General features: G+C 43.1%; 21 protein-coding genes and 3 tRNA genes. 9 read left to right on the top strand and 15 right to left on the bottom strand.

Annotated elements, in window-relative coordinates; translation table 11 throughout:
• Positions 1-148 precede the first annotated feature (148 nt).
• Both Q0110_RS14370 and Q0110_RS14365 read left to right on the top strand, forming a co-directional pair.
• Complete coding sequence (locus tag Q0110_RS14370; RefSeq protein ID WP_297907769.1) at positions 149-1,525, top strand: HAMP domain-containing sensor histidine kinase; 1,377 nt, start codon at positions 149-151, stop codon at positions 1,523-1,525.
• 8 nt (positions 1,526-1,533) lie between these two features.
• Positions 1,534-2,226 (top strand): response regulator transcription factor, encoded by a 693-nt coding sequence (locus Q0110_RS14365; protein WP_297907766.1) that lies wholly within the window; start codon positions 1,534-1,536, stop codon positions 2,224-2,226.
• A 219-nt stretch (positions 2,227-2,445) separates the two neighbouring features.
• On the opposite strand, the gene Q0110_RS14360 is transcribed toward Q0110_RS14365, so the two are convergent.
• Positions 2,446-3,735: an ATP-binding protein gene (locus Q0110_RS14360; protein ID WP_297907763.1), complete on the bottom strand. Its 1,290-nt coding sequence runs from the start codon at positions 3,733-3,735 to the stop codon at positions 2,446-2,448.
• Positions 3,736-3,924: 189 nt separating this feature from the next.
• On the opposite strand from Q0110_RS14360, the gene Q0110_RS14355 reads away from it, so the two are divergent.
• Both Q0110_RS14355 and Q0110_RS14350 read left to right on the top strand, forming a co-directional pair.
• Complete coding sequence (locus tag Q0110_RS14355) at positions 3,925-5,019, top strand: metallophosphoesterase (RefSeq protein WP_297907760.1); 1,095 nt, start codon at positions 3,925-3,927, stop codon at positions 5,017-5,019.
• Between the two features lie 2 nt (positions 5,020-5,021).
• Positions 5,022-6,149: a metallophosphoesterase gene (locus Q0110_RS14350; RefSeq protein WP_297907758.1), complete on the top strand. Its 1,128-nt coding sequence runs from the start codon at positions 5,022-5,024 to the stop codon at positions 6,147-6,149.
• Between the two features lie 45 nt (positions 6,150-6,194).
• Here Q0110_RS14350 and Q0110_RS14345 read toward each other — a convergent pair whose 3' ends face one another.
• Both Q0110_RS14345 and Q0110_RS14340 read right to left on the bottom strand, forming a co-directional pair.
• On the bottom strand, positions 6,195-7,925 hold the full coding sequence (locus tag Q0110_RS14345; RefSeq protein ID WP_297907755.1) for a S41 family peptidase: 1,731 nt from the start codon (positions 7,923-7,925) through the stop codon (positions 6,195-6,197).
• Between the two features lie 48 nt (positions 7,926-7,973).
• Positions 7,974-8,951: an adenosine kinase gene (locus Q0110_RS14340; protein WP_297907752.1), complete on the bottom strand. Its 978-nt coding sequence runs from the start codon at positions 8,949-8,951 to the stop codon at positions 7,974-7,976.
• Positions 8,952-9,060: 109 nt separating this feature from the next.
• Between Q0110_RS14340 and Q0110_RS14335 the strand changes: the two genes are divergently transcribed.
• The 3 genes from Q0110_RS14335 to Q0110_RS14325 all read left to right on the top strand — a co-directional run bounded on the left by Q0110_RS14335 (position 9,061) and on the right by Q0110_RS14325 (position 9,348).
• A tRNA-Asn gene (locus tag Q0110_RS14335) sits at positions 9,061-9,134 on the top strand.
• A 33-nt stretch (positions 9,135-9,167) separates the two neighbouring features.
• Positions 9,168-9,241 (top strand) — tRNA-Asn (locus Q0110_RS14330).
• Between the two features lie 33 nt (positions 9,242-9,274).
• A tRNA-Asn gene (locus Q0110_RS14325) sits at positions 9,275-9,348 on the top strand.
• Between the two features lie 138 nt (positions 9,349-9,486).
• Here Q0110_RS14325 and Q0110_RS14320 read toward each other — a convergent pair.
• Positions 9,487-11,385: a glycosyltransferase 87 family protein gene (locus Q0110_RS14320; protein WP_297907749.1), complete on the bottom strand. Its 1,899-nt coding sequence runs from the start codon at positions 11,383-11,385 to the stop codon at positions 9,487-9,489.
• Between the two features lie 144 nt (positions 11,386-11,529).
• On the opposite strand from Q0110_RS14320, the gene trmB reads away from it, so the two are divergent.
• Positions 11,530-12,288, top strand: coding sequence for a tRNA (guanosine(46)-N7)-methyltransferase TrmB (trmB, locus tag Q0110_RS14315; protein WP_297907748.1), 759 nt, complete (start codon positions 11,530-11,532; stop codon positions 12,286-12,288).
• Between the two features lie 25 nt (positions 12,289-12,313).
• Entirely contained in the window at positions 12,314-13,423 is a 1,110-nt protein-coding gene (locus Q0110_RS14310) for an Mrp/NBP35 family ATP-binding protein (RefSeq protein ID WP_297907745.1), read from the top strand.
• Positions 13,424-13,661: 238 nt separating this feature from the next.
• On the opposite strand, the gene Q0110_RS14305 is transcribed toward Q0110_RS14310, so the two are convergent.
• The 11 genes from Q0110_RS14305 to Q0110_RS14255 form a co-directional block, all read right to left on the bottom strand.
• On the bottom strand, positions 13,662-14,816 hold the full coding sequence (locus Q0110_RS14305; RefSeq protein WP_297907742.1) for an acyltransferase: 1,155 nt from the start codon (positions 14,814-14,816) through the stop codon (positions 13,662-13,664).
• 99 nt (positions 14,817-14,915) lie between these two features.
• Entirely contained in the window at positions 14,916-16,412 is a 1,497-nt protein-coding gene (gene hutH / locus Q0110_RS14300; protein ID WP_297907739.1) for a histidine ammonia-lyase, read from the bottom strand.
• A 3-nt stretch (positions 16,413-16,415) separates the two neighbouring features.
• Complete coding sequence (locus Q0110_RS14295) at positions 16,416-17,039, bottom strand: cyclodeaminase/cyclohydrolase family protein (RefSeq protein WP_297907736.1); 624 nt, start codon at positions 17,037-17,039, stop codon at positions 16,416-16,418.
• A gap of 35 nt (positions 17,040-17,074) precedes the next feature.
• The gene (gene hutI, locus Q0110_RS14290; protein ID WP_297907732.1) at positions 17,075-18,325 is read right to left on the bottom strand and encodes an imidazolonepropionase; all 1,251 of its coding nucleotides are present in this window, start codon (positions 18,323-18,325) and stop codon (positions 17,075-17,077) included.
• A 3-nt stretch (positions 18,326-18,328) separates the two neighbouring features.
• Positions 18,329-19,234 carry a glutamate formimidoyltransferase gene (ftcD, locus tag Q0110_RS14285; protein ID WP_297907729.1) on the bottom strand — a complete coding sequence of 302 codons (906 nt, stop codon included), beginning with the start codon at positions 19,232-19,234 and terminating at the stop codon, positions 18,329-18,331.
• Entirely contained in the window at positions 19,231-21,234 is a 2,004-nt protein-coding gene (locus tag Q0110_RS14280) for a urocanate hydratase (RefSeq protein WP_297907726.1), read from the bottom strand. The genes ftcD and Q0110_RS14280 overlap by 4 nt, the downstream gene beginning before the upstream one ends.
• A 311-nt stretch (positions 21,235-21,545) precedes the next feature.
• Entirely contained in the window at positions 21,546-22,790 is a 1,245-nt protein-coding gene (locus Q0110_RS14275; protein WP_297907723.1) for an aminotransferase class I/II-fold pyridoxal phosphate-dependent enzyme, read from the bottom strand.
• A 14-nt stretch (positions 22,791-22,804) separates the two neighbouring features.
• The gene (locus Q0110_RS14270; RefSeq protein WP_297907720.1) at positions 22,805-23,395 is read right to left on the bottom strand and encodes a sugar transferase; all 591 of its coding nucleotides are present in this window, start codon (positions 23,393-23,395) and stop codon (positions 22,805-22,807) included.
• A gap of 12 nt (positions 23,396-23,407) precedes the next feature.
• Positions 23,408-24,217, bottom strand: coding sequence for a hypothetical protein (locus tag Q0110_RS14265; protein WP_297907717.1), 810 nt, complete (start codon positions 24,215-24,217; stop codon positions 23,408-23,410).
• Complete coding sequence (locus tag Q0110_RS14260) at positions 24,207-25,199, bottom strand: glycosyltransferase family 2 protein (RefSeq protein WP_366139681.1); 993 nt, start codon at positions 25,197-25,199, stop codon at positions 24,207-24,209. The genes Q0110_RS14265 and Q0110_RS14260 overlap by 11 nt, the downstream gene beginning before the upstream one ends.
• Positions 25,199-26,479, bottom strand: a complete 1,281-nt coding sequence (locus Q0110_RS14255; RefSeq protein WP_297907714.1) for a nucleotide sugar dehydrogenase — start codon at positions 26,477-26,479, stop codon at positions 25,199-25,201. Before Q0110_RS14255 ends, Q0110_RS14260 begins: the two co-directional genes overlap by 1 nt.
• Between the last annotated feature and the right edge of the window lie 5 nt (positions 26,480-26,484).

Below are 26,484 nucleotides of genomic sequence, written 5' to 3'. Positions count from 1 at the left end.
TTTTAGTCTGTTACAAAAATATAAGTAAAATTTCGCACTCTATCTAACAAACACCTAATTTTCATCTAACAAAAAGCTAACAAAACGAGAAAAACGCATCTTTTTTAAGATTATTCACTATCTTCACATCCAAAATAACGAATCTATCATGAAACACTCCTTATATATTGCGGCCATTATGTTGCTAGTATTAATACTCTCCCAAGGATATTGGCTATACAATATATATAACACTGAAAAATATAAAACGCAAGAAGTCCTTGAAGAACTATTCGAAGAAACTATCAAGCAAGAAATGTCCAAGCGAATGGTTAGCAACAAACCGAAAGACCCCAACAACCCCAAAAGAATCATAAGAAGAGCTAGTGATATGACACCAGAGGAACGAGCCAAGCTAAAAGGGGATACCATAATCTGGCCACAAATAAAAAATCGGAATCTAAAAGATAACTATGCCGACCTATTAGCGCAACGTATGCAAGACGGTCTACGTAATGCAAATAGACCCTTAAAACCAAATGTATTAGACAGCCTATTCAATAAAACATTAACTGATCACAATTTACAAGCAATATCTTATATAGAAATATCAGACTCTACCCGGCAAACCGTAAATACGGTAGGAAAAAAATTCAACCTTTCATTTTATAAGTTCCAAACAGAAAGGCTCCCGATAGGAACGCAAGGATTACAATATGTACAGGCTTTCGTTAAATTACCTCTTTCCGGTATTTTTCAACGGATGCTTTTGGCTTTTATCGTATCTTGCCTAATAATCCTTACCTCTGCCGGCTGTCTATATTATCTATTAAGAACAATACATAAAGCACATGGCCAACTCCGAGAACGGGAAGTGGCCGTGCATAGCGCCATTCACGACTTGAAATCTCCACTAAACACGGCGTATGCCTCCATGGATTTTATCGCCAGCCTCGAAAAGGACTCGATGAAAGCGACTCTATTAAATACCGGAAAGACACAGATCCGACAGTTAATCGAAATCATTGAGTCCATGCTATCCCTATTAAAGACACCCTCCGGTAAAGCTGCATCTAATAAATCATCTATTGAAATCGCTCCTTTCATCGAGCAAATCTTTCAGGCGATCGCTAAATTATACCCTCAGAAGAACGTTGCATTTCAAATAGAAAAAAGTAATGATTTCCCCAACATAGTACATGCTGACAGCGTCCGTCTGGAGCGTTGCTTACGGAACCTATTGGAAAACGCATTGAAATATTCAAATGACGATGTACAAATAACCGTGAATCTAGCTATACCAAACAACCATTTACAAATAGCAATAAAAGATACCGGCTGGGGAATTCCTAAGAAATATCAGAAGAAATTAGGACAACAATTTTTCCGGGTAAAACAAACAGATAAGCCTGCGCAGCCGGGTTATGGATTAGGTTTGAGCAGCGTAATGCTAATGGCTAAAGAAATGGGGGGCTTCCTAAATTTCCGTAGCGAGGAAGGCGTTGGTTCAACGTTTTTCATTAACTTGCCGGGCGAAAACGCATAGCACAATATATGGAAGAAAAACTAAAGGTACTATTTATCGAAGATGATCTTAACTTAGGTCAAATCATAGTATTGGCTCTCCAAAGCAAGGGCTATGAGGTTTGTTATGCCAATACATTAAGCTGTATCCTAGACCTAATAGAGAAAGAATTCCCGAATATCCTGCTTTTAGATTTTGAAGTAGGTAATCAAAACGCATTGGATTATTTACCTTTTATTCGTTCAAAGTATCCTTCATTACCTATATTGATCGCCTCATCTCATAATGGAGGGGATGAAATAACACGCTGCTACGAAGCCGGAGCTAATCATTACACCAAAAAACCGTATGATATACAAGAAATAGATTTCCTAATCCAAAGATTTTGTAAAAAGGCCAGTCCAATATCAAATATTATATCTATTGGAGATTACCAACTGGAGCTCTCCACGCATAAATTATCCTATAAACAAGTGTTGCCAAAGACATTAAGCCCTAAAGATTTCAAGTTACTCTATCTGTTATCCGAGCAATTAAATCAGCCAGTAAGCAGAGAAAAGCTTTTTCATGAAATATGGGATGGACAAGAAGCCCATGACAGCCTAAATAACAGCATCTCACATTTGCGCAAATTATTAGAAAGAGACATTACACTTTCAATAAAAACTGTAAAAGGAATTGGATATATATTATCAAAAAATGACAGACTCCTTTTATCGTAATTAAGAGAGGCTTATTGTATATTTCTATATACGCTCTTATTTCCTATCGCATGATTCGGGAAAAACACGTACGACTTTTTACGAAAACATGTACGACTTTTTAGTAAAACACGTACATGTTTTTTCTTAAAGATAGCCATGTTTTAAACACACTAGTTCTTAATACATTATACACCTATGTCATTCACAAGCTTATTGTCTGGAATTTGTCTTGGCGTTCTAAATCACATGTTCTACGCTACACAAAGGATAATTTGTCATCCACTCTTGCTCCCGATAAGCGGACATAGAAAAGCGGATTCCATGTAAACCTTGATTCGACTCCACAAAATAACGCAAACTTTTCGATTTTAAATTTTCCTCAGCCTTTACCTCTATTGGAAGAACTAAATTCTCATGCTGAACCAAAAAATCCAATTCACCTCGAGAATTATCCGCTGACCAATAATAAATACTTAAATCACGAACAGTCTTCAGTTGCTGTAAGACATACTGTTCTGTTAGCGCACCCTTATAATCCGTAAATAACGCATCTCCTTCTAGCAGTGCTTGAGTGGGTAAATTACTTAAGGAACACATTAGGCCGGTATCGACCATAAATAACTTGAATGCGGAAAAATCTTCATAAGCGCTAAGAGGCAATAACCCTTTCTTCGTTCGATTGACTTTATAAATCAATCCCGCATCACATAACCATTCAATTGCCAGTTCAAACTCTTTCGCTCTTCCTCCCTCTTTCAGAATGCCATAAATAAATTTCCGGTTCTCTTTCGATAATTGGGCTGGTACAGACTTCCAAACCATACGGATACGAGGAACTTCTCCCAATGGAGCATGCTTGGAGAAATCCCGATCATATGAATCAAGGATATCTCGTTGCAATTGCCGGACTCTCGCAAAATCCTTATCTGCCACAAATGAAGAAACCACCTCAGGCATGCCTCCTATGTAAAAATACTGCCGCAAATACTCTTGAATTTGTGTATGGAAAATTCCGATCATATCCCAATCCTTTTGCCGCAAAAGATTAACAAAGTCCGCATGCCCAATCGCATCCAGAAACTCAGAGAAAGAAAGAGGATATAAATCCATAAACTCCACTTTACCCACCGGAAAAGAATCACTTTGGTGCATCGATATGCCTAAAAGAGAACCGGCGGCAACAATATGATATTGGGGTGCTTTCTCATAAAAATACTTTAACGCGGTAACTCCCCGGGGAGCCTCTTGAATCTCATCAAAAATAATAAGAGTATCCGTATCTATTTTCACGTGAGTAGCCAACTGAAGAGCCAGTAATATTCTTTCTATCTGAAAATCTTTTTGGAAAATATTCCGCATGATCTCATTATCCTCAAAATTTATATAGGCATATTGAGAATAAGCTTCTCGGGCAAATTCTTTCAGCAACCAGGTTTTTCCTACTTGTCTCGCTCCCCGAATGATCAAAGGTTTATGATTTCTCCTGTTCTTCCAATCATATAGTTGTTTTATAGCTTCTCTTTTCATCTATCTTCATTTTTATCACGAAGATAATAAAAAGAATAGCACCTCTCACTTTTTCGTCCTTAAAAATGCGAGGAACACTCATTTTTTCGTCCTTAAAAATGTAATCCTTACCATTAAACCCTGTTATTCGCAAATTATACCATTTGCCGCATAAAGAGTTTTCATTATCTTCGCGGAAAATTAATAGAAATGTTATCGTTCTTTATCATACTTCCAATCCTGTATCTTGCAGGTAACGTATATATTTTCTGGAGGGGAAGACAAGCGTTGAAAAGCCAGTCTACCGGTGTGAAAGTGTTGTTATCCATTATTTTCTGGGGAGGAGCCTTGTCGTTCTTCTGTAGTTTTTTATTCCGGAACCTGGATATGCCGGCCTCTTTCGCCCAAACGGTTTCTCAAGTAGGGACAGGATGGCTCGTATTCACCTTATATATGGTATTGGCTTTGTTGGTATTTGATCTTTTACGACTTTTCCACTTGCGCTGCAAATATTCATTCTATTTATCCTTATTTTTGACTCTCAGCTCATTAGGATATGGGTATTATAATTATCAACACCCCGATACACGAGTTATCAACATGGTTATCAACAAGCCGGCCGATATAGATGAACAACCGCTGAAAGTTGTAGCTATAAGCGACATACATTTAGGGTACGCTACCAACAAAGCCATGCTCGCCGAATATGTGCGAAAGATTAACGCCCAACGTCCGGATATCGTGCTTATCGGTGGAGACTTGATAGACAATAGCGTCGTTCCCCTACGGCATGAGCATATGGAAGAGGAACTGTCCAAGATATACGCCCCATTAGGTGTCTATATGGTACCCGGCAATCATGAGTATATCAGCGGTATAGAGGATAGCGAGAAATTTATAGCCCGAACACCTATCGTGCTTCTACGGGATTCCACGGTTATCTTACCCAACCAAATCCAACTCGTAGGACGAGACGACCGGCACAACAAAGGACGGAAAATTTTAGCTCAGCTAACCGCGAACCTTGATAAAAGCAAACCTGTTATCTTATTGGATCATCAACCCTACGACCTGGAGAAAACGGAAAAGGCCGGTGTAGACTTACAGTTTAGCGGACATACGCATCGAGGGCAAGTCTGGCCAATGAGCTGGATCGTGGATCATATGTTCGAGTTAAGCTACGGGATGAAAAAAATCGGAAATAGTATGATTTATGTCTCATCCGGCTTATCTTTGTGGGGACCGCCTTTCCGTATCGGTACGGACAGCGAGATGGTGGTGTTCAATATTACATTCAAAGAGTAAAGATGAAAGTATTTATTCAATCGATCGTAGCGCAGCTATTACTAAATCCGTATATTTTCTGGAGAGGATACCAGGCACTTCCTCCTAAGAAAAGTTGCCGGATTCCTTTTACCCTGTTTTTCATACTAGAGTTATCGCTTTATTTTTTCGGATTCATTTTCAGGAACGAGTTGCCTGATAACGTGATAATCGCGATCCAGTACATCTGCAACACATGGTATATAGCGTCTATTTACATCACTTTATCTTTATTGGCGATCGAGTTGATCAGACTCTCCCAACGTATTAAACCATGGTTTCCCAAGTGGATAACAGGACATTGGCGGCAAACCAAACTGGCTCTGTTCTTCCTTATCGTATCCGGAGTCGCCGGTTTAATGATCCACGCTTACCATACGGTGACGAACCCGATAGTCAAAGACGTATATATCACGCTGCCCAAAAGTGCGGGAGATCGGGATAGCCTGACAATTGTCTTGATGAGCGACTTACACATCGGAGAGGTTATCGGAAAGGATTTGGTACAAAAATACGTGGCGCTCAGCAACGCACAGCATCCGGATATGGTAGTACTGGCGGGAGATATCATGGATTATGAATCCCGGTTCGCGGAAAACGCCCATATAGAAGATGATCTCAACCAATTAAAAGCCCCGTTAGGCGTATATATCATTTACGGGAACCACGAGTACCGGGCAAACCGGAACGCGAAATACCGCTGGCTGCAAAAGACCGGAGGTACGCTACTGATAGACTCGGTTGTCCAACCGGATTCAACCTTTTATCTGATAGGAAGGGATGATTTTGTCAATAAGAAACGAAAATCGCTTCATTCGTTAATGAAAGGGGTGGATACCGATAAGCCTATTATCGTATTGGATCATCAACCTTGGTCGTTTGCCGAGATGAACATGAACGGGGTGGATCTGGGATTACACGGACATACGCATAACGGGCAATTATGGCCTTATCCTCTGCTGATGAAACTTGTGTATGAATGTCCGTACGGATATTACAAGAAAGGACCTACGCAGTTCTACGTATCTTCCGGTATCGGTATAGCGGGACCTCCTTATCGGGTGGGAACTGTCTCGGAATTGGTCGTATTACATATAAAATTCTCATTGTAGAGACGGGGCGTGCCCCGTCTCATCCCCTCAAATAGGTATCTTAAATTACTGTTTGGCAGTGGGAGACGGAGCATGCTCCGTCTCTACAGTTTGTGCCGTGGCAACAGGAGTACTTAGCGTCTCGTTATACAATCGGGGATTTCCCAGCACTTCCAACGCTTTCTCCAATACAAGATCATTTTTCAAACTTTCTTGCAACTCGCCTCGTTGATAATAATAACGTTTTACGATCTCGGCGGCCATTACTCGTTTCACCTCATCCTTGAAACGATCGAAATCTCTTTCCAGATTCGGAGTCAGCTTAGCCTCTAATTCCTTGAATGCCGTAGAATCCTCTTCCAGATATCCTTCGAACTCCGCTACCTCTTTCAGGTTCTTCAAGACCTTCTCGCTTTGACGGTCGTATGTGAAATTCTTGGATTTGGCATATTGTTTCAAGGCCTCGAAATCCTCGTCGGAAACCGTGAACTCCTCAATAGGGGCGATCGTTTTATGCTTTCGTACCCAATCCGTGACAAAATCAAACAAAACCGTATCCGCGGCCAAATAATACATCATGGTAGGAACTTTCGGTTCTTTCACCTCAAACTCCGGGCGAACACCGCCACCATCACGTACCGGACGTTTCTTCGACGTATAGAATACAGAGGTCAAGCTATCCGGGATAGCCGCCACGCTACCATCCTCTTTCCGGTGCGTATAATCGATTTGTTGGATGCAACGGCCACTCGGAATATAATATTTACTCATTGTAATCTTCACTTTCCCATTATAAGGCAGGTCGCGGGGAGCTTGTACCAAACCCTTACCAAACGAACGTTGTCCCACCAATACGGCACGATCCATATCTTGCAAAGCCCCCGACACGATCTCGGCGGCAGAAGCCGTACCTCCATTGATCAATATAGCCAACGGCATTACCGTATCCAAAGGCTCCGCAGAGGTTCGATACGTACGATCCCATTGCTTGATCTTTCCCTTCGTAGAAAGTACCTCGCTGCCTTTCGGCACGAACATCCCCACGATTTGCACGGCCCCTTCCAGCACACCGCCTCCGTTACCACGCAAATCCAATACCAAAGACTTGATATCATGATTTTTCTTTAAGTCCAAAAATGCCTCTTTCACCTCTTGGGCGCTCTTGATAGTAAACGCCCTTAGGTAAATATACCCGATGCTATCGTTGCGAACTCCGTAGTAAGTAACTTGAGGAGTGGTGATTTGCTTACGGGTAATCTCGATTTTCCGGGGCTTCTTCTCGCCCGGACGTTGGATCGTCAAGACCATTTTCGTATTAGGAACTCCTTTCAGCAACTCGCTGACCCGGGATGAAGTAGCCTTGGAAACATCAATCGTATCAATCGCCAAGATCAAATCGCCCGGTTTCAAACCCGCTAAATCGGCCGGCATTCCCTCGGTAGGCTCGGCAATCATCACGCCTCCCTCGTTATTACGTTGACGGATCAAGGAACCGATTCCCCCGTATTCGCCAGTTGTCATCAAACTCAATTCCTCCGTATTTTGCTCAGGATAGTATTCCGTATAAGGGTCTAAACCACTCAACATCGCTTCGATTCCCCGCTGAACGGTTTTATTCACATCTACCGAATCCACGTAGAACATCTCTACCTCTTTCAATAAGGAATTGAGAATGTCCAGGTTCTTACTTACCTCAAAGCGGTTATCTTTCTGCGCCCATCCCGGCATCACGCTACTTGCGACGAACAGCAAGCAAAATAAACCTATAATTCCTCTTCGTTGAACCAATCTGTACATACAATATTTAGTTAATTAACGGCATAAATGTAAGGAATAATACGCCGTCTAAGCCAATATCTCTTTTACTTTTAACTTTATTTGTTCCCATTTATCATCCGGTATCTGCGGACCGACAACGTCGATCACATACCCCGCCAACATCGATCCGATACGTGCGGATTGTACCAACGACGCTCCTACGGATTGACCGTATAAGAACCCGGCGGCGAAATTATCGCCGGCACCAGTCGTATCGATAGGCTTGCCCCCCTCGGCCGGAACAGAATAAAACCGACCATGGCTGCCGATCAAAGCACCGTCCTTTCCCAAAGTGACCAATGAGACCTCCACCAGCTCAGACAAGGTACGTACGGCATCAGGAGCCTTTTGCCCGGTATAAGCTTCCGCCTCGCTCTCATTAGAGAATAATATATCCACGTATTTAGGGATGATATCCTCCAGCATTCCTTTAAAAGCGTTCACGATATTGAAATTCGACAAGTCTAGCGCCACCTTCAAACCCAACTTTTTGGCCTTCTCCATCGTAGAGCGGACCAACGGCTCGTTTACCAGCAAATAACCTTCTATATAAATACATTGATATTTACGGAGCATCTCCTCGGTGATCTCATCCGGGGTTATTGTCGGGGCCGGGCCCAAGAAAGTACCCATCGTACGTTCCCCATCCGGGGATACCATCACCGTACAGCTACCCGTAAGTCCGTCCGTCTTGATAAAATAAGCAGCGACACCCGCTTTATCCAACGCATCCTCGTAAAATCGCCCGACCGGATCATCTCCTATTTTACCGATAAAACCGGAATTCGCCCCCAAAGAAGACATCGAACGCATCGTGTTACAAACAGATCCTCCCGGAGTCTGTATACGGGGCAAGTCTGCCAAAGTCGTACGGATAGCGATCATTTGTTCCCTGTCAATCATATCCATAGCTCCCTTTTGTATGCCGATTTCCGGTAGGAGATCATCATTCTCAAGCCTCAATAAAACATCTACCAAAGCGTTTCCTAAACCTATCGTATTCATTTTTTCAATTTTTTTTCGCAAAGATATTGCATATTTCGAAAATACCCCGTACTTTTGCAGTGCAATTTCAGGAAGGGGTTACGGAATGACCTGTGAAAGAGCGATAAATTCTTCCTTAGCTCAGTCGGTTAGAGCATCTGACTGTTAATCAGAGGGTCCTTGGTTCAAGTCCAAGAGGAAGAGCTGAAAAGACATCGGGAAAGACTGAAAATAAATTCTTCCTTAGCTCAGTCGGTTAGAGCATCTGACTGTTAATCAGAGGGTCCTTGGTTCAAGTCCAAGAGGAAGAGCTGAAAAGACATCGGGAAAGACTGAAAATAAATTCTTCCTTAGCTCAGTCGGTTAGAGCATCTGACTGTTAATCAGAGGGTCCTTGGTTCAAGTCCAAGAGGAAGAGCTGAAATAGAGAGAGATACTCATGGAAGAGTATCTCTCTTTTATTTTGTCTCTTTCCCGTTATTCACATACTTATCAACAGGGTTTTCAACAATTCACAGGGTTTTCAACAAGGTTATCAACAACTCGGTATATCCTTCTAACCCCTCCAAGCAATTAAAAATAAGTTCTTTAATTCTTCCGTAAGGACTCCGCGGCGCATATCGGGAAGATGAACGTTATCCCGCAAATCAGCGGGCATGTCTTTTATAAGTACATCCGGTTCCATAGACGCTTTATAAATAAACTCCGTATCAAATAAAAAACGATCCACCTGCGTCGAGGCTAATAGCGACTTCCCCCGCTGGTTGAAACCTTTCAATCCACCTTGGGTATCAGTATGTGTTAATCCTAGAAGTATAAAATTCAATACACGGGAAGCGTAGCTCATAATCTTTCTCCGAGCGCTTAAATGGGTATAATAAGTATAATTACGCACGGCGATAACGACATCGTATCCCGATTCCAACCATTCTACCATCCGGCAGATAGAACCTACCTCATAGGGGAAATCATAATCCGTATATAAAGTAAGGGATGAGGTGGAATGAGACAGGCCGGCCCTGACCGCGGCTCCTTTCCCCCTATTCGTATCATAACTTACGATGATCGTATCCGGGAGCGCTTCCAAAAGGCATCCTACCGCATCTTTCGTGAATCCTCTCTTCGAGGCATCATTCACGACAATAAAACGGAGAGACCGGCCTTTGAGCATCTTTGTCAATTCCGCATGTTTCTCAATCATCAAACGTTCCCAGCCCTCTTGTGGATTATAGCAAGGCAAGATCAGGTCGATCGCTTCTTTTTTTCCGACGATTGCCTTCGACCGGTGAGGCGTTCCTGAAAAATCCAACGTCAATTGCTCCCACACGATCTTAAACCAAATCAATACACAAGGAAGCGCTTTCAACGCATAGGGAATGACATAAGTTTTCCGGATATAACGAGGAAATAAATCTGTGGGAGAAAGGGAGGTAAGGATAAAGCAGAAAATGAAAAGCGCCGTATTCAAGGTAGGAGTAGTCTTACGGCTAGGCGTACCTGTATACCAAAGACAGACAGCTATCATAGCCCCTAAATATCCGCTATTTTCCGTGCCGGAACTAAAAAGCACCATGAATAAAAGAGTGGAGCAAAGAAAATGTATACGGAATTGCCGGTTTTCGTATTGATTTATCCTAAAATAAGGGGCGATAAATAACAACAAGCCCGGCAAAACCACCCAAAGATCACTATACGTATATATACCCGATATCTTACGCACCATCCCTAACAAAGAGATATTCGTATAGGGAGTGAATAAATTCTCCACATTCTTATCCAGAAGTACACCATACCATTTCATATATTGATCTGCCACATACTGAGGAGAGGTATACAACATCGGAAGGATATATAAGATTATACCCCAGAAAACGAGTCCTTTCAAAAAGACAACCCGTCGTTTTGAGAATAAGAGAAAAGCAAGGCCGACAATACCGTAAATCTTGGTCATCGCACCTAAAACGATCATCAGCGCCGCCCAGAACTCTTGTTTTCGCTCAATAAGGATAAACGAAAATAAAATCATACCGGCTATGGCTATGTTAAATTGCTGCATGAGGACACATGTGAACAACTCATTCAAGCATAGCCAGATAACAAATGCCTGTTTCCAATCCGCAAGACCGAGCCTACGGATAGCCATATAAAGCAATAAACTGTTCGCAAGACACCATAACAACATCCCGATATAAGGAGAGAAAAGAGAGAATGGCGCTATTATAGCTGTAAAAGAGGGGCCGTATAAAAATCGGTCGTGATATTCATTCGGATAATACGCATAAAGGTCTTTTAATTCTAACGCATGGAAGAAAGAAGCCCTATAAATCATGAAATTATTATAAGTCTTTCCCGCGGACAGCTTCAACAAACAAACGATGATAACCGTGGCGAACCAAGCAATTCCCACAAACCGCGGCTTCTTAAATATCGGACGCCTAAAAAATTCTCTCAACATATCCTTTTTATTCGTTACAACTCCACTCTCTAATAAAACTTCTGACAGCCTATATGTTCAAAAGACTCACCGACACATAAAAACCCCTATCTAAAACAGTAGAAAAAACGTAAAAAGCATTTTTTTAAGTATTATCTTCGCGACATGGGAAAGAATAAATTAGCTAAGTTTGACGATATGGCGGGTTATCCGCACGTATTCCAATACCCCTTCGCGACCTTGCAAGAAAAAGGGTTTGACATGAAAGGACACTGGCATGAACGTTTTTTCAATAACAATCATCCGATTGTCTTGGAGTTGGGATGCGGAAAAGGTGAATATACGGTAGGTTTGGGAAAACTCTTCCCGGATAAGAATTTTATCGGTGTCGATATCAAGGGCGCACGTATGTGGACCGGAGCGAAAGAATCGCTGGAAGCCGGGATGAAAAACGTAGCATTCCTGCGTACCAGCATCGAATTAATCTCTCATTTTTTCGCCCCGGGAGAAGTGGCAGAGATCTGGATCACATTTCCGGACCCTCAAATGAAAAAGGTCAACAAGCGCCTGACAGGAACTCGCTTTATGAGAATGTATCGGGAAATCCTTTCCGGAGATGGTATCATTCACTTAAAAACGGACAGTAATTTTATGTATACCTATACGTGCGAGATGGTAAAAGCGAACCATTTTCCCGTATTATTCAGCACAGACGACCTATATCATTCCGACCTGGCGGACGACATCCTGTCTATCAAGACCTATTACGAGCAACAATGGCTGGATCGGGGCTTAAACATCAAATATATCAAGTTTGTCTGCGAGGAAAGGGAACTACTGGTGGAACCAGACGTAGAAATAGAGCTAGATCCTTATCGCAGCTTTAACCGTAGTAAACGAAGCGCCTTGGCTTCTGGCAAATAAAGAACGACTAAAAAAATCAACAGATATGACAATCTATCCGAACCTGATTATTGAGGCGTTGAAGAATGTTCGTTACCCGGGTACGGGAAAGGACATCGTTTCCATGGGCCTCGTAGAAGACAACATTCGTATCGATGGCATGAATGTCACCTTCTCGTTATTATTCGAGAAGCCGAACGACCCATTTATCCGTTCCGTAGTAAAGGCTGCGGAGACAGCGATTTTAACCTATGTTAGCCCGGAGGTGAATATCAAAGGGAACATCACGGTAAAAGCTCGCCAACTGGCTCGTCCGGAACCGGACAAATTGTTGCCGCAAGTAAAAAACATCATCGCTGTATCTTCCGGAAAGGGAGGAGTCGGCAAAAGTACGGTAGCCGCCAATTTAGCTGTCGCATTGGCTTTGCAAGGATATAAGGTAGGCTTGCTGGACGCTGATATATTCGGCCCGTCCCAACCTAAGATGTTCAATCTGGAAGAGGCCCGTCCTTATATGGAGGAAGTTGATGGCAGGGAGCTGATCAAACCTGCGGAAAATTACGGAGTCAAGATGTTATCCATCGGTTTCTTCGTAAATAAAAACGACGCGGTTCTATGGCGCGGGGCAATGGCCAGCAACGCTTTAAAGCAATTGATAGGCGATGCCAACTGGGGCGAGCTCGACTATTTCTTGATCGACCTACCTCCTGGGACAAGCGACATCCACTTGACAATGGTACAAACGTTGGCGATAACCGGGGCCGTGGTGGTAAGTACGCCGCAAGAGGTCGCTTTAGCGGACGCTCGTAAGGGTATCAGCATGTTCACGGGAGAGAAAGTTAATGTTCCCGTTTTAGGATTGATTGAGAATATGGCTTGGTTTACCCCCGCCGAATTGCCTGAGAATAAATATTATATATTCGGCAAGGAAGGTTGTAAACGCCTTGCCGAGGAATTAAACGTGCCGTTACTAGGACAAATCCCCATCGTACAAAGCATCTGCGAAGGAGGAGACCAAGGTAAACCCGTAGCCCTAAATCCGGATTCAATCACAGGAAAAGCATTCCAGGAATTAGCCGAGAACGTAATCAAACAAATAGAATACCGCAACGAACACCTAGCTCCCACAGAGCGGGTGGTAGTGACTAAGAAATAAAAAAGGAAACTTATAGGGCTGTCTCAAAATAGAATTGCTAAAGTAAAAATCTTATAGATTGAAACTTAAAAGTAAAAAATCTCCTGCTTTTAGTCATCTAATTAAAATAAACGAAGGCTAAAGCAGGAGATTTTTATGTTGTAACTTATAGATTATAAGTAAGTCTATCCAATTTTTCTATTTTGAGACAGTCTCATTGTCCTATAATACACCTCAACCTAAATTAACGTATATAAAATCAGCCCACTATATATTTAGCTTTTGTTCCGCTAATCTTTCTGATACCCAATACTATCAGCCAAGATACGGCAAACGCCACTACCGCGGCGATAGGGATTTGCAAACTTAAAGGGATATTCAAGGCTCTCGCTAGCAGGACACTGGGACCTGTGAAGAAATAATGTATCATGTAAATTCCGAAACCACATACCGTTAAGTTTGCTAGCATTCGTTTGATCGAATCTGATTTAACGTTCGCTTTCTTAGCCAACAAGAAGATAGGGATCGTCATCATCACTACGTTGGGAGAGCAATAATAGAAAAATAGCTCCAACTGTTCGGCCGAACATTCCGGTAAAGCCGTCATATACCGGAAACCGAAGAAAGTTATCGCATAGCCTACAAGGAACATCGGAATACCAATCGCTACAGTCTTGCTTAAAGACCAGTCTAGATTCCGCAGATAATGCCCCAATAACAAGTAGCCATTGAATCCAGCAAAATAATAAAGCATGTTGAATTCGCTCCATGAACATCCACCCCAAATATAAGGTGATACAAATTCCCGGTAATAAGGAATAAGTAATGTCATTCCCCAACCTGCCAGAAACCATAATTTTGCCTTGTCCGAAACTTTCTCCACCCAAGCAGAAAAAATCGGCAAATAAAGATATAAACCTATCAATAAATAGATATACCACATATGTACATCCAATAACGAGAAATTGAATGGTATCTGGGCAATATAGCCTAAAGATACGCTCAATGATTGACGAGTCACCTCTTCTCCCGAATAGGGGAAGAAATCAAGAATAAGTTCCGGCTTCAAACCAAGTACCCCCGTAAACCAAGGGAATAAATTATAGATAAAAGACCAGATCAAGAAAGGCCAGAATACACGCAATATCCTTTTCTTATAGAAAATAGAAGTCTCTTCCCGGACCGGAAGCAACAAGGCTCCCGTGATCATAACAAACAGAGGTACGCAAGGACGAAGAAAGGCCCCATAAACAGCCCCCCAAAACTTAATATCTCCAATAATCGGAGAATCACCGGGATAGAAATTAAACGGGTCTGTACAATGACAGCAAACAACAGTAAACATGGCTATCAAGCGTACGACATCCAGCCAAACTACGTGTGTTTTCACGGTAGGATTTGTTACATTTTGCATAAAGTAGATCGATTGTGTTTAGATTAAGGGCGAAAATACAAAATAATCCAGCCGAATAGGAGATTCAGCTGGATTTCTAACCTCTATTAACGATATTCATCAATATACAAAGTCTTTCCTGCGGATAAACGCCACCGTACGATGTATTTCCGTATACATGATAATGTCCTCATCAATAAACGGAACTTCCTTTCGGTAATCCTTTAAGAACTTCTCTAATACCGGGGAAGTCTTCGCCGGACGGCGAAATTCAATACCTTGTGCCGCATTCATCAACTCGATCGCCAAGATATGATCCAAGTTGTCCATGATCTTGAACAATTTCGTCGCCGCATTCGCCCCCATACTCACATGATCCTCTTGTCCATTGCTGGATACGATAGAGTCGCTACTTGCCGCATAGCAATACATCTTATTCTGGCTCACCATACTGGCAGCCGCATATTGAGGGATCATGAAGCCGGAATTCAGGCCGGGATTAGCTACCAAGAACTCAGGTAATCCACGTAATCCCATGATCAACTGGGCCACACGGCGTTCCGAAATATTACCTAACTCGGCCAAGGCTATCGCAAGGAAATCATACGAAATCGCCAAAGGCTGACCATGGAAATTACCACCCGATATGATCTTATCCTCCTCCGGGAAGATCGTCGGGTTATCTGTCACGGAGTTTATCTCGGTGAGAAGGACACCCGCCACGTAATTTATCGCATCTTTTGTCGCGCCATGTACTTGAGGAATACAACGAAACGAATACGGATCTTGAACATGTTCCTTTTTTCGAACGATCAACTCACTACCTTCCAATAGTCGTCGAAAAGCCGCCCCAGTCTCGATCTGTCCGGGATGCGGACGCATTTGTTGGATACAATCCATGAAAGGATCAATACGACCATCGAATGCCTCCAAGGATAAAGCCGCGATCAAATCGGCTTTCTTGGATATACTAAACGCACGCATCAAGGCAAATACACCATTAGCGCTCATAAATTGCGTACCGTTCAATAAAGCCAAACCTTCTTTACTCTTCAACTTCACTGGTTTCCAAGCGAATTCATCCAATACGCTAATAGCTTCCCGTTTGCGTCCTTTATAATAAACGTCGCCAACGCCAATCAGAGGTAGGAACAAATTCGCCAAAGGAGCCAAATCACCGGAAGCGCCCAAAGAACCGCGGTCGTACACGATCGGAAGCACATCATTGTTGAAAAAGTCCAAAATACGCTGCACGGTGATTACTTGTACACCACTGTGCCCCAACGAAAGGGCATGGGCCTTCAATAACATCATCAGACGGACAATCACCGGGCTCACCTCATCCCCTACACTACAGGCATGGCTTTTCACCAAGTTCTCCTGCAAAGTACTTAATTCATCCGGAGAGATATTCTTATTACATAAGGAACCAAAGCCGGTAGTAATCCCATATAAAGGCCCTTCCTGTTGCTCGATCTTATGGTCTAAGTAATCCCGACAACGCTGGATACGTTCCCTTACCTCGGGCGAAAGCTCCAGTTTCATATTTTGAGTAAGAATCCGTTCGATTCCCTCAAAGGAAAGAGGCTCGGAACCTACATAATAAACGTTGCTCATATCCTATAATTTAGTCTTTACCCAATCCAATAATTTTTGCTCCACACGGATAGCGTTTGCCTCTAGTTCATCCGCTTTTTTACGCATTGTATCGACAAACTCCTTATCATGGATAGAAGTCAAGTTAATCCGGACGTTCAACAAAGCTCCCAACACACAAGAACGGGCAGCCATCATCGCCACGCAAGCGTCTGTCACGGCATTCTGGTTACCTTTATGAGCCACATAAATGATCGTCTCCATTACGGACCCAATCTCGTTCGCTACCCGCATTGGGATAATAGCGGCCTCCTTTGTAGCGTTCTCAATCTCATTTTTACGGACAGCTTGCTCGTCTTCTGTCTCTTTCGGCAATTTAAAGGCAGAAAAGACATGGTCATAAGCCTCGCTATCCTTATCGATATATTCAATAAGACGTTCACGGATCAAAGCCGCCTCAGTAGCGATCGTTTTCATCTGGCCTTCCACCTCCGCATACTTCTTTTTACCGATAGTCAGATGAGCCACCATCTCCGTCAAGGCTGTCGCTATAGCGCCATTCAAAGCAGATATACTTCCACCTCCGGGTACAGGAGCGCTGCCTGCCGTTTCTGCCAAAAAATCTTTAATTGTCAAGTCTGCTAACATAGTATTTTGATTTAAATGATTCAACAATTCTTATCTCACATCATAAAAAGTTCCCCATTCTTGATTACGGTATCCACGAGATTCATACCCACATGATAAGGGAGAAACTTATAAGAGGGATATTTCAGCAAGATCACGTCCGCACGTTTCCCTACACTGATACTCCCGATCTCAGAGGCACGTCCCACAGCCGCAGCTCCATTAATGGTCAATGCCGTCACCGCTTCTTCTGGAGTCATCTTCATATAGATACAAGCCAAGGCTATCATCATCGGGATCGAAGCCGAGAAGCAACTTCCCGGATTCAGATCGGAAGCCAAAGCCACGGCACAACCGGCATCTATCATCTTCCGGGCAGGCGCATACGGCTCATTCAAGGAAAAAGCGGTTAGAGGAAGCAAGGTAGCCACGACACCCGCTTTCGCCATACGCTGGATACCGATATCCGATACATGCAACAAATGATCGGCACTCACACACCTCAAGGAAGCCGCCAGTTCCGCTCCCCCAAAAGGAACGATCTCGTCCGCATGCATTTTCAATTTAAAACGATGATGCCGGGCGGCCCGGAGCAAACGCTCACTCTGTTCTAGAGAGAAAACCCCTTTCTCACAAAACACATCACAAAACGTAACCGTATGTTCGGCACGGACAGCCGGAAGCACTTCCGCTATGATATAATCCACATAATCATCCGCAAGACCGGCAAATTCAGGTGGAACCGCATGCGCCCCCAGAAAAGTAGATACGACATCTACCGGATGTGATTCATTCAAGTCTGACATAACGCGAAGCTGAACCAGCTCCGTCCGTAAGTCTAAACCATAACCGCTTTTACCTTCCACCGTAGTAACCCCCATGGAAAACAGCTCATCCAGACGTTCTTCTCCCGCATTCCATAATGTATCGAAATCACTTTCACGTGTGGCTTTCATCGTATTCACGATACCTCCACCACGTTCCATGATCGACATATAAGTATCTCCCCGTAACCGCCAAGAGAATTCCTCCTCCCGGTAACCGCCAAAGATAAAATGTGTATGACTATCTACAAACCCGGGTAAGACCGCTTGATTTTCTGCCCGAATCTCCAGATAATCTTCCGCATGAATGGCCCGAAGCACTTCCTCCGTAGGCCCTACGTGCGTGATAACTCCTTCCGACATCGCTACGGCTCCATCCTCTATAATGCCTAAATCAGACATCTCCGCTCCCCGCCGTGCCCTATCTCCATGACAGGTGACGATCTGGGCCGCATTCCTGATTAATATCTTGCTATCTTCCATACACTATTCCATAATACGAGCTTCCAGCACTTGATTCATTGAGAAATCCTCCAATCCCAAATAGTAGGAAGCGGTATCAATTAACGCCTCCATAGGAACCAAGCCGATAATCTCGCTACCCACAACCGGAACACCATACCTTCGAGCCTCGATACGAACCAGCTCGAAAGCCCGGTATAAAGCTGTACGGGTATAATCGGTCATATTGATAGAAACCTGTACGATACCACGTTCTCTCAACTCAACCCCCATCGCCTTGCAATAGCGTAAGCCTCCACCTATAAAACGAATTTTCTTCGCTATATCAGTAGCGATTTGTAATTGATCCGTACCTAGGTTCACATTATAAGCGACCAAAGGCATACGAGCTCCTATAGCGACTGTACCGGCCGTAGGATGTCGGTCGGCCGGACCAAAATCAGGTTTCCACTCCGGTAGATGGATCTTCTCTGCCATCCCCTCAAACTCTCCTTTACGAATCGCAGCCAAGTTCTCCCGATGAGGGGCTGAAGCCGATTTCTCATATAAAAAGACCGGTATGGCGTAGCGAGAGCCGACCTCCTCCCCTAACTCCTTGGATAAGGCGATCGCCTCTTCCATCGTACATCCGCGAATCGGAATAAAGGGAACAACATCCACGGCACCCATCCGCGGATGCTGTCCGTTGTGCTTATTTAAATCAATCAACCCAACAGCGACACCTATGGCCTCCAGCACGGCCTGTTTTAAGGCAACCGGTTCCCCGACTACGGTAACAACCAAGCGATTGTGATCCTCGTCATTACTATAATCCAATAACTTAACACCTTCCTTAGCACGGAAAGGCGCCACGATCTTATCTATCTTCTCCAGATCCCGTCCTTCGCTGAAGTTGGGGACACATTCCATAATCTTGTTCCAAGTGCTCATACCATTTTATTTAATGATGTTTGTACGATTTCATGAATAAACGTTTTCTCAGGAATATATGGGAGGGTAATATGATATTGCCCACCATGATTTTCATTAAAAATGGCGCTTGTAGCTATCGCATTCGGGTTACGAGCCCATGAACGACGAGCGACACCTCCCATTACGTCCCATATCATAGCGGAACGAAGTATCTCATCCACCCGCTCGCTACCATCGAGAACCATGCCAAAGCCTCCATTTATCGCTTTGCCGATACCAACCCCACCGCCATTATGAAGGGCGACCAAGCTCATACCTCGAGCGGCATTTCCCGCGAAGCACTGCACCGCCATATCAGCCATCACATTGCTTCCGTCTTGAATATTGGAAGTCTCCCGGAACGGGGAATCCGTACCGCTTACGTCATGATGGTCTCGTCCCAACATAATCGGCCCCACCTCTCCTTCACGCACCATCCGGTTAAACTCTAAGGCGATCTTCAAACGTCCTTCCGCATCTTGATATAAGATCCGGGCTTGCGTACCAACAACCAACCGGTTCTTCTCGGCATCACGAATCCAATTATAATTATCCATGTCCTGTCCTCTTCGAGTCGGGTCAATACATGCCATAGCCGCATGATCCGTACGGATCAAATCTTCCGGCTTACCGCTCAAGCATACCCAACGGAAAGGGCCGTAACCATAATCGAATAATTCCGGCCCCATGATATCTTCTACATAGGAAGGCCATATAAAACCGTCCTTTTCATCCACACCGTTACGGGAGATCTCGTTTATGCCGGCATCATAGATCGCTTTCATGAAGGAGTTCCCATAGTCAAAGAAATAGGTTCCCCGAGCCACCAAGCGTTTGATCACCTCGAAATGCCGCTTCAACGTTTTATCTACTAAAGCACAGAAATCCTCCCGGTGATGAGCTAATAATTCCGTACGTTCCTCAAACGTCACGCCTACAGGGCAATAACCACCTTCATAAACCGCATGGCAAGAGGTTTGATCACTCAAAAGGTCGATGGGAAGTTCTTGCCTATCGGCATACTCCAATAAATCTACGATATTTCCATGAAAAGCGACAGAGATCGGTTCTTTCTTACGGATCGCCTCATTAGCTAATGAAAAGGCTTTCTCCAGATCATCCGTCACATGTTGAACCCATCCTTGGGAGCGGCGTGTCTCAATACGGGAAGCATCTACTTCCGCTATTATACTGGCAGCACCGGCAATCACGGCGGCTTTTGGTTGAGCGCCACTCATTCCTCCTAAACCGGAAGAGACGAATAGGTGGCCTCGTAAATCTTTATCTTGCGGAATCCCTAATTTTTTACGTCCGGCATTCAGCAACGTATTAAATGTACCATGTACGATACCTTGCGGGCCGATATACATCCAACCTCCGGCCGTCATCTGCCCATAATTAGCGACTCCCATCTGGGCTGCGATATGCCAATCTTTCTGGTTATCGAACATTCCCACCATTAACGAATTCGTGATAATCACTCGCGGGGCATCCGGCTTAGAACGAAACAACCCTAAAGGATGTCCGGACTCTATCACTAAAGTCTGTTCCTGGGTCAGTTCCTCTAAATACTTCTTGATTAAACGATATTGCATCCAATTTTGGCAGACTTGCCCGGTCTCGCCATATGTAACTAATTCATAAGGGTATAAAGCGATATCAAAGCAAAGATTATTATCGATCATTACTTGAAAGGCTTTTCCCTCGATACATTTACCTTTATATTCATGGATAGGCTTCGCTTTCAAGTCTCCCTGCGGGCGGTAACGGTAACCATAGATCCGTCCCCGGGTCAATAATTCCTCCATGAACTCAAGGGCCAGCTTCTCATGTAATTCAACAGGAATATAACGAAGAGCGTTCATCAATGCCGTCTCTGTTTGAGCGGGCGTAAGTGAATAGCCGCGATCTGGGGCACGGCGAATACCGGAAACGAAGGAAGGATATTCCGGCAAATAGTTATCAAGATGTATTTCCATAACGTGAATGATTTAGTAGGTGCTTACAATCTGCAAGGAATTTTACGGATTCAACGCCGACAAGTTAGCGATTATCCAAATCCCAACCAATTATCATTCTATGTTTAGAAGCATAAAAAAGCCCCGTCTCTCTCATCCTCCCTAAGGGAAAGAAAGACGGGGGCACAATTATAAAAGTTCAGCAAAAGAACACAAAAAAGGGCGCATCAAAAATGACACACCCTTTTCGTAACGAAAGTAAAATCTTTATGACCAGCCTTTATTTAAGCCTACACAGTAAAACGAGTTTAGCTCATGGAATGCTGTTAAAATCAACGTACAATTAAGCCTCTTATACCTCCAACGATATACTCAATATCCCGATCCGTCACATACGGTCCGGAAGGTAGACACAACCCGACTTTAAACAAAGATTCGCTCACCCCATTCACGTAAGCCGGGCAATCCTTATAGACAGGTTGCTTATGCATCGGTTTCCACAAAGGACGAGACTCTATGCCCATCGCATCGAGTCCCATACGCATCGCCTCGACATTGGCATTCGGCTCACAATCCGTATGTGTGTTAACTGCTGCGTGAGTCACGCCACCCGCACCACCAACAGCTCCTTGTATCGTTGCTTGATAAGCCCCTTCCTGTCCTCTCACCCTCAATAAAGGATCCAAAACAATCGTATTCAACCAATAATTACTATCAAAACGACCGGAAGGATTCTCATGCAAAGTGATCCCTCTCACATCTCTCAACAGCTCCCGATATAAATCACACGTATGCTTATGATGAGCCACATGAGCATCAGCCACCGTCATCTGACCACGCCCGATACCCGCACAAATATTAGACATCCGGTAATTATACCCGATCCGCTCATGCTGGTAATACGGATAAGCCTCCCGAGCCTGCGTCGCATAGAACATGATCTCCTTCTTAGCCTCCTCGTCCGGACAAATCAACGCACCACCGCCACTGGTCGTAATCATTTTATTCCCATTGAACGACAGTACCCCATATTTCCCAAACGTACCCAACATACGTCCATCATAACGAGAGCCAAAACCCTCCGCCGCATCCTCAATGACCGGAATCCCATACCGATCAGCAACAGCCATAATCTCATCCACCTTATAAGGCATCCCATACAAGGCCACCGGAACAATCGCTTTCGGTGTTTTTCCCGTCTTCTCGATACGATCCTTTATCGCCTCTTCCAGCAATACCGGATCCATATTCCAAGTATCCACCTCTGAATCCACGAACACAGGCGTAGCCCCCAAATAAGTGATCGGATGCGAGGAAGCACAGAAAGTAAAGCTTTGTACCAGCACCTCATCCCCCGGCTTCACGCCACAGGCAAGCAACGCCAAATGTACAGCGGCAGTACCAGCAGACAGAGCCACCACATGTTTATCCTCACCCATGAATTCCTCCAGATCTTTCTCGAATCCATTCACGTTCGGACCTAGAGGCACAACCCAATTGGTATCAAAGGCTTCTTTGATATACATTTGTTCTTTACCGCTCATGTGAGCGAGGCAAAGATAAATTCGTTTATTCATGATTTATTTTATGATTAAAGATCCTTTCCAAGCACTGTATAAACAATTATTTTGACATCTTTCCCAAAAGACCAATGATCCATATAATCAATATTTATCCGCACTTTATCCGGAAACAGTACCTCATCATTATATTTTTGAGGGTTTTCCTGTTCTGCCAATAGCTCTTCTTCATTCCGATATTTCAAACTAGCAGGACCTGTTATTCCAGGTTTCAAGAGTAACATTCTCCTATCATCCCCTTCCAGCTTATCCGCATAGCCCGGTACATCCGGACGAGGTCCCACAAAACTCATGTCACCTATCAACACATTCCACAACTCCGGTAATTCATCCAACTTGTATTTCCGCAATTTCGCCCCCAAAGGAGTGATACGGCTCTCACCTTTCACAGAGACAGAACTTCCCGAATGGCTAACCGTCATCGAACGGAATTTGTACATGGTAAACAACCTCCCGTACTGCCCCACCCTCTTCTGCTTGAAAATGATAGGACCTCCTGGCATCTTAATGCGGATCAGGAGAGCTATAAATAATAAGACTGGAGACAAAAAAAGCAGGCCGAATAGAGAGGATACTCGGTCAAAAAGAGATTTAAAAAACATGACGGAATACTATCAATACTTGTTTCTACGCATTGCTTCCATATTCAAAATCGCTTTTACTGATTGAACAGGAACTAACTTACGAAAAGGGAATAATATATTTACAGCTATTTTCATCCACCATTGATAAACAATCTGCAATTGGCAATAAGCTTTTCTAAAATGAAATTTCTCTATCAAAAAAGGCTGAATGCCTGAATGCTCTGTAATACTTCGAGCACCATCACTTACATATTTCAAACATAACTCCTGCAAATAATAACGGTTCATTTCATAAATAAGCCCATAATAAGGATAAGTGGAATTTCTTAAATAAGCAGGGTCGGCTTTCATTGTATTATACTCGCAGCAATCCTTATGAAGGGTATTAATAGCTAATGCAACCACTTTATGGGTTTTCTTTTCATATACGCACCAAAAATCAACATTACCCGCTATTTCACTTTGTTGTATCCGGTTTCTAAAAGACTCCATAGTTATCGGAGAAGCTTTTACACGATAACTTTCTACAGCTGCTTGAAAAATGGGAAATCCTACCCGAAGCATTTCACTTGCAGGCACACGGTATACATCGTATGTCTTTAATGATTTCTTCACTTGATTTCTCATTTTTGAAGACAATTCTTCCATTCCTACAAAAGAATCCTTTATGACATACCAAAATGAAGTTTCATGTCCACAGTCCCAGTCGTACACATTCCTTAACAAATACCCCCCCCTATTTAACAGTTTTACACACTGATTCGTTGGCAGATTACAACTATAATGCGGAGGGCATTTACTCAACCAGCAACCTTTATATAAAGCAAAGCTATCTTCCATTCTTCAAAACACTAATTATACCATTTAAAGATCCCCATCCATATGACACATGAAGGACAAAGAAACTAATCAATAAATAACAAAAGCTCAAATGTTTACTTATTGTCAACTTCATTCCGATGCCACCTAAGGTCAATAAATAAGTCAACAAAGAAACTATGGTAACAAAAACAAACGACGACCAAATCAAACTGCAAAACAAAGGAACTATCAATGAAAGAAGAAACAGCAGGGGGATAAAATGACGTAATGAAAGTGAACCCATTTGTTTTGTATAGTACACCGTCAATACGTTCCATTTCCCATTCCCGTAATTATTCTTCGCCAGTCCTTTAAATGTCTCACGAGCTAGATAAACACAATATGTATCAGGCACAATATAAATATGTCCTCCCCCTCGTACTATACGCTTGTTCAATTCTATATCCTGATTCCGGATCAGGCGTTCATCATACACTCCATATTTGTCAAAGACTTCTCTTTTCCAACAGCCAAAAGGAACCGTATCCACCTCCATCACTTTGTCAACTCCTAAACGAAAAGTAGAATTTCCGACACCGAACTTATTGCTTAAAACTTCCCTAATAGCTAAAGTTTTAGGTGTCTTATTAAGCACATCCGTTCTGCAAGCAGCCCCGACATTGTCAGCATCAATAGTTTCCAAAGCTTTCACTAATACCGAGAAATAATTTGCTGGATATTGCGCATGAGCATCCAAACGCATAATGACATCCCCTTTTGACACCCTTATCCCGATATTCATAGCTATCGGTACTATACGCTTTTCATTATTCAACAAATGGATAAAAGGGTATTGCCTTGCATAGTTTTCCACTATATCACGAGTGCCATCCTTGCTCATACCGTCCACAAACAGCACTTCCAAGCAATCCTTGGGATAATCTTGAAACAAAATAGACTGAATGCACACATCAATATATTTCGCTTCATTATATATAGGACAAATAACAGAAAGCATCATTACAGTCTTCCGTCTATTACTTCTCTATCCAATATACCTTTCACATCATAGATGACCCCGTTCTCATTTTTCAGGAACGACCGGATATCCTCTTTTTTAAAGGCATCATGAGCGACACCTAACACTACGGCATCAAATTGTCCACGTAGCTCTTCCAAAGAACAATCTGTCAAAGCAATGCCATATTCATGGTTAACTTTAGCTGCATTTGCCCAAGGGTCATATACCGCAATATTTTCAGTATATTCAGACAATGTACTATAAATATCCACAATTTTTGTATTTCTGATATCCGGACAATTCTCTTTGAATGTAATACCAAGTAACAAGATTTTGGCATCTTTCACCAGTACGCCCTTTTTGTTCATTAATTTAATCACTTGGTTAGCCACATAATCCCCCATACCATCATTCAAACGACGAGCAGCCGACATAATACGTGGCAACACTCCGTAAACCTGCGCCTTCTGTATCAAATAATAAGGATCCACACTGATACAATGGCCACCCACCAAGCCAGGTTTTAATTTAATGAAGTTCCATTTAGAAGAAGCAGCTTCTATCACATCATTCGTATCTATTCCCATAGCATTGAATATCTTCGCCAATTCATTCATAAAGGCAATATTCACATCGCGCTGAGAGTTTTCAATGATCTTAGAGGCCTCCGCAACTTTAATACTAGGTGCTTTATGCGTACCATTCACTAAGATCGAATTATAGACCCCATCTACAATGTCTGCAATTTCAAGAGTTGACCCGGAAGTTACTTTTTTAATTTTTTCTACTGTATGCTCTTTATCGCCAGGATTGATGCGTTCTGGAGAATAACCCGCAAAGAAATCAACATTAAATTTCAAACCTGAAACTTTTTCTACAACTGGTAGACACTCTTCCTCTGTTACCCCCGGATAAACCGTAGATTCATAAACCACAATATCCCCCCTTGAAATTACTTTTCCAACAGTTTCACTAGCACCCCATAACGGCTTCAAATCCGGACGATTATTTACATCTACAGGGGTGGGAACTGCAACGACATAGAAATTGCAATCTTTAATATCTTCCAACTTTGTAGTACAGATAAAACCATGATTTTGAATAGCGTCTTGAAGCAATTCATCTGAAACCTCAAATGTAGCATCATGTCCTGCCATCAAAGCATCTACACGTGGTTGGCTCATGTCAAAACCCACTGTTTTATACTTCGTCGAGAAAAGGCGGGCTAAAGGAAGCCCTACGTAACCGAGACCGATTACGGCAATTTTAATCTGATTCATGAAAT

It is taken from the genome of uncultured Parabacteroides sp. (assembly GCF_947855115.1).
Classification (GTDB): domain Bacteria; phylum Bacteroidota; class Bacteroidia; order Bacteroidales; family Tannerellaceae; genus Parabacteroides.
Note: the sequence above shows the minus strand (reverse complement) of the source record. Positions and strands in the feature narration are given on the sequence as shown.

Excerpts from the sequence above, each read along its gene's own strand:
- ftcD (WP_297907729.1), bottom strand. The coding sequence starts at position 19,234 with ATGAGCACTTGGAACAAGATTATGGAATGTGTCCCCAACTTCAGCGAA.
- Q0110_RS14340 (WP_297907752.1), bottom strand. The coding sequence starts at position 8,951 with ATGAATACGATAGGTTTAGGAAACGCTTTGGTAGATGTTTTATTGAGG.
- Q0110_RS14265 (WP_297907717.1), bottom strand. The coding sequence starts at position 24,217 with ATGGAAGATAGCTTTGCTTTATATAAAGGTTGCTGGTTGAGTAAATGC.
- Q0110_RS14305 (WP_297907742.1), bottom strand. The coding sequence starts at position 14,816 with ATGCAAAATGTAACAAATCCTACCGTGAAAACACACGTAGTTTGGCTG.
- hutH (WP_297907739.1), bottom strand. The coding sequence starts at position 16,412 with ATGAGCAACGTTTATTATGTAGGTTCCGAGCCTCTTTCCTTTGAGGGA.
- trmB (WP_297907748.1), top strand. The coding sequence starts at position 11,530 with ATGGGAAAGAATAAATTAGCTAAGTTTGACGATATGGCGGGTTATCCG.
- Q0110_RS14370 (WP_297907769.1), top strand. The coding sequence starts at position 149 with ATGAAACACTCCTTATATATTGCGGCCATTATGTTGCTAGTATTAATA.
- Q0110_RS14295 (WP_297907736.1), bottom strand. The coding sequence starts at position 17,039 with ATGTTAGCAGACTTGACAATTAAAGATTTTTTGGCAGAAACGGCAGGC.
- Q0110_RS14280 (WP_297907726.1), bottom strand. The coding sequence starts at position 21,234 with ATGGAAATACATCTTGATAACTATTTGCCGGAATATCCTTCCTTCGTT.
- Q0110_RS14260 (WP_366139681.1), bottom strand. The coding sequence starts at position 25,199 with ATGATGCTTTCTGTTATTTGTCCTATATATAATGAAGCGAAATATATT.
- Q0110_RS14270 (WP_297907720.1), bottom strand. The coding sequence starts at position 23,395 with ATGTTTTTTAAATCTCTTTTTGACCGAGTATCCTCTCTATTCGGCCTG.
- Q0110_RS14345 (WP_297907755.1), bottom strand. The coding sequence starts at position 7,925 with ATGTACAGATTGGTTCAACGAAGAGGAATTATAGGTTTATTTTGCTTG.
- Q0110_RS14355 (WP_297907760.1), top strand. The coding sequence starts at position 3,925 with ATGTTATCGTTCTTTATCATACTTCCAATCCTGTATCTTGCAGGTAAC.
- Q0110_RS14310 (WP_297907745.1), top strand. The coding sequence starts at position 12,314 with ATGACAATCTATCCGAACCTGATTATTGAGGCGTTGAAGAATGTTCGT.
- Q0110_RS14255 (WP_297907714.1), bottom strand. The coding sequence starts at position 26,479 with ATGAATCAGATTAAAATTGCCGTAATCGGTCTCGGTTACGTAGGGCTT.
- hutI (WP_297907732.1), bottom strand. The coding sequence starts at position 18,325 with ATGGAAGATAGCAAGATATTAATCAGGAATGCGGCCCAGATCGTCACC.
- Q0110_RS14365 (WP_297907766.1), top strand. The coding sequence starts at position 1,534 with ATGGAAGAAAAACTAAAGGTACTATTTATCGAAGATGATCTTAACTTA.
- Q0110_RS14275 (WP_297907723.1), bottom strand. The coding sequence starts at position 22,790 with ATGAATAAACGAATTTATCTTTGCCTCGCTCACATGAGCGGTAAAGAA.
- Q0110_RS14350 (WP_297907758.1), top strand. The coding sequence starts at position 5,022 with ATGAAAGTATTTATTCAATCGATCGTAGCGCAGCTATTACTAAATCCG.
- Q0110_RS14320 (WP_297907749.1), bottom strand. The coding sequence starts at position 11,385 with ATGTTGAGAGAATTTTTTAGGCGTCCGATATTTAAGAAGCCGCGGTTT.
- Q0110_RS14360 (WP_297907763.1), bottom strand. The coding sequence starts at position 3,735 with ATGAAAAGAGAAGCTATAAAACAACTATATGATTGGAAGAACAGGAGA.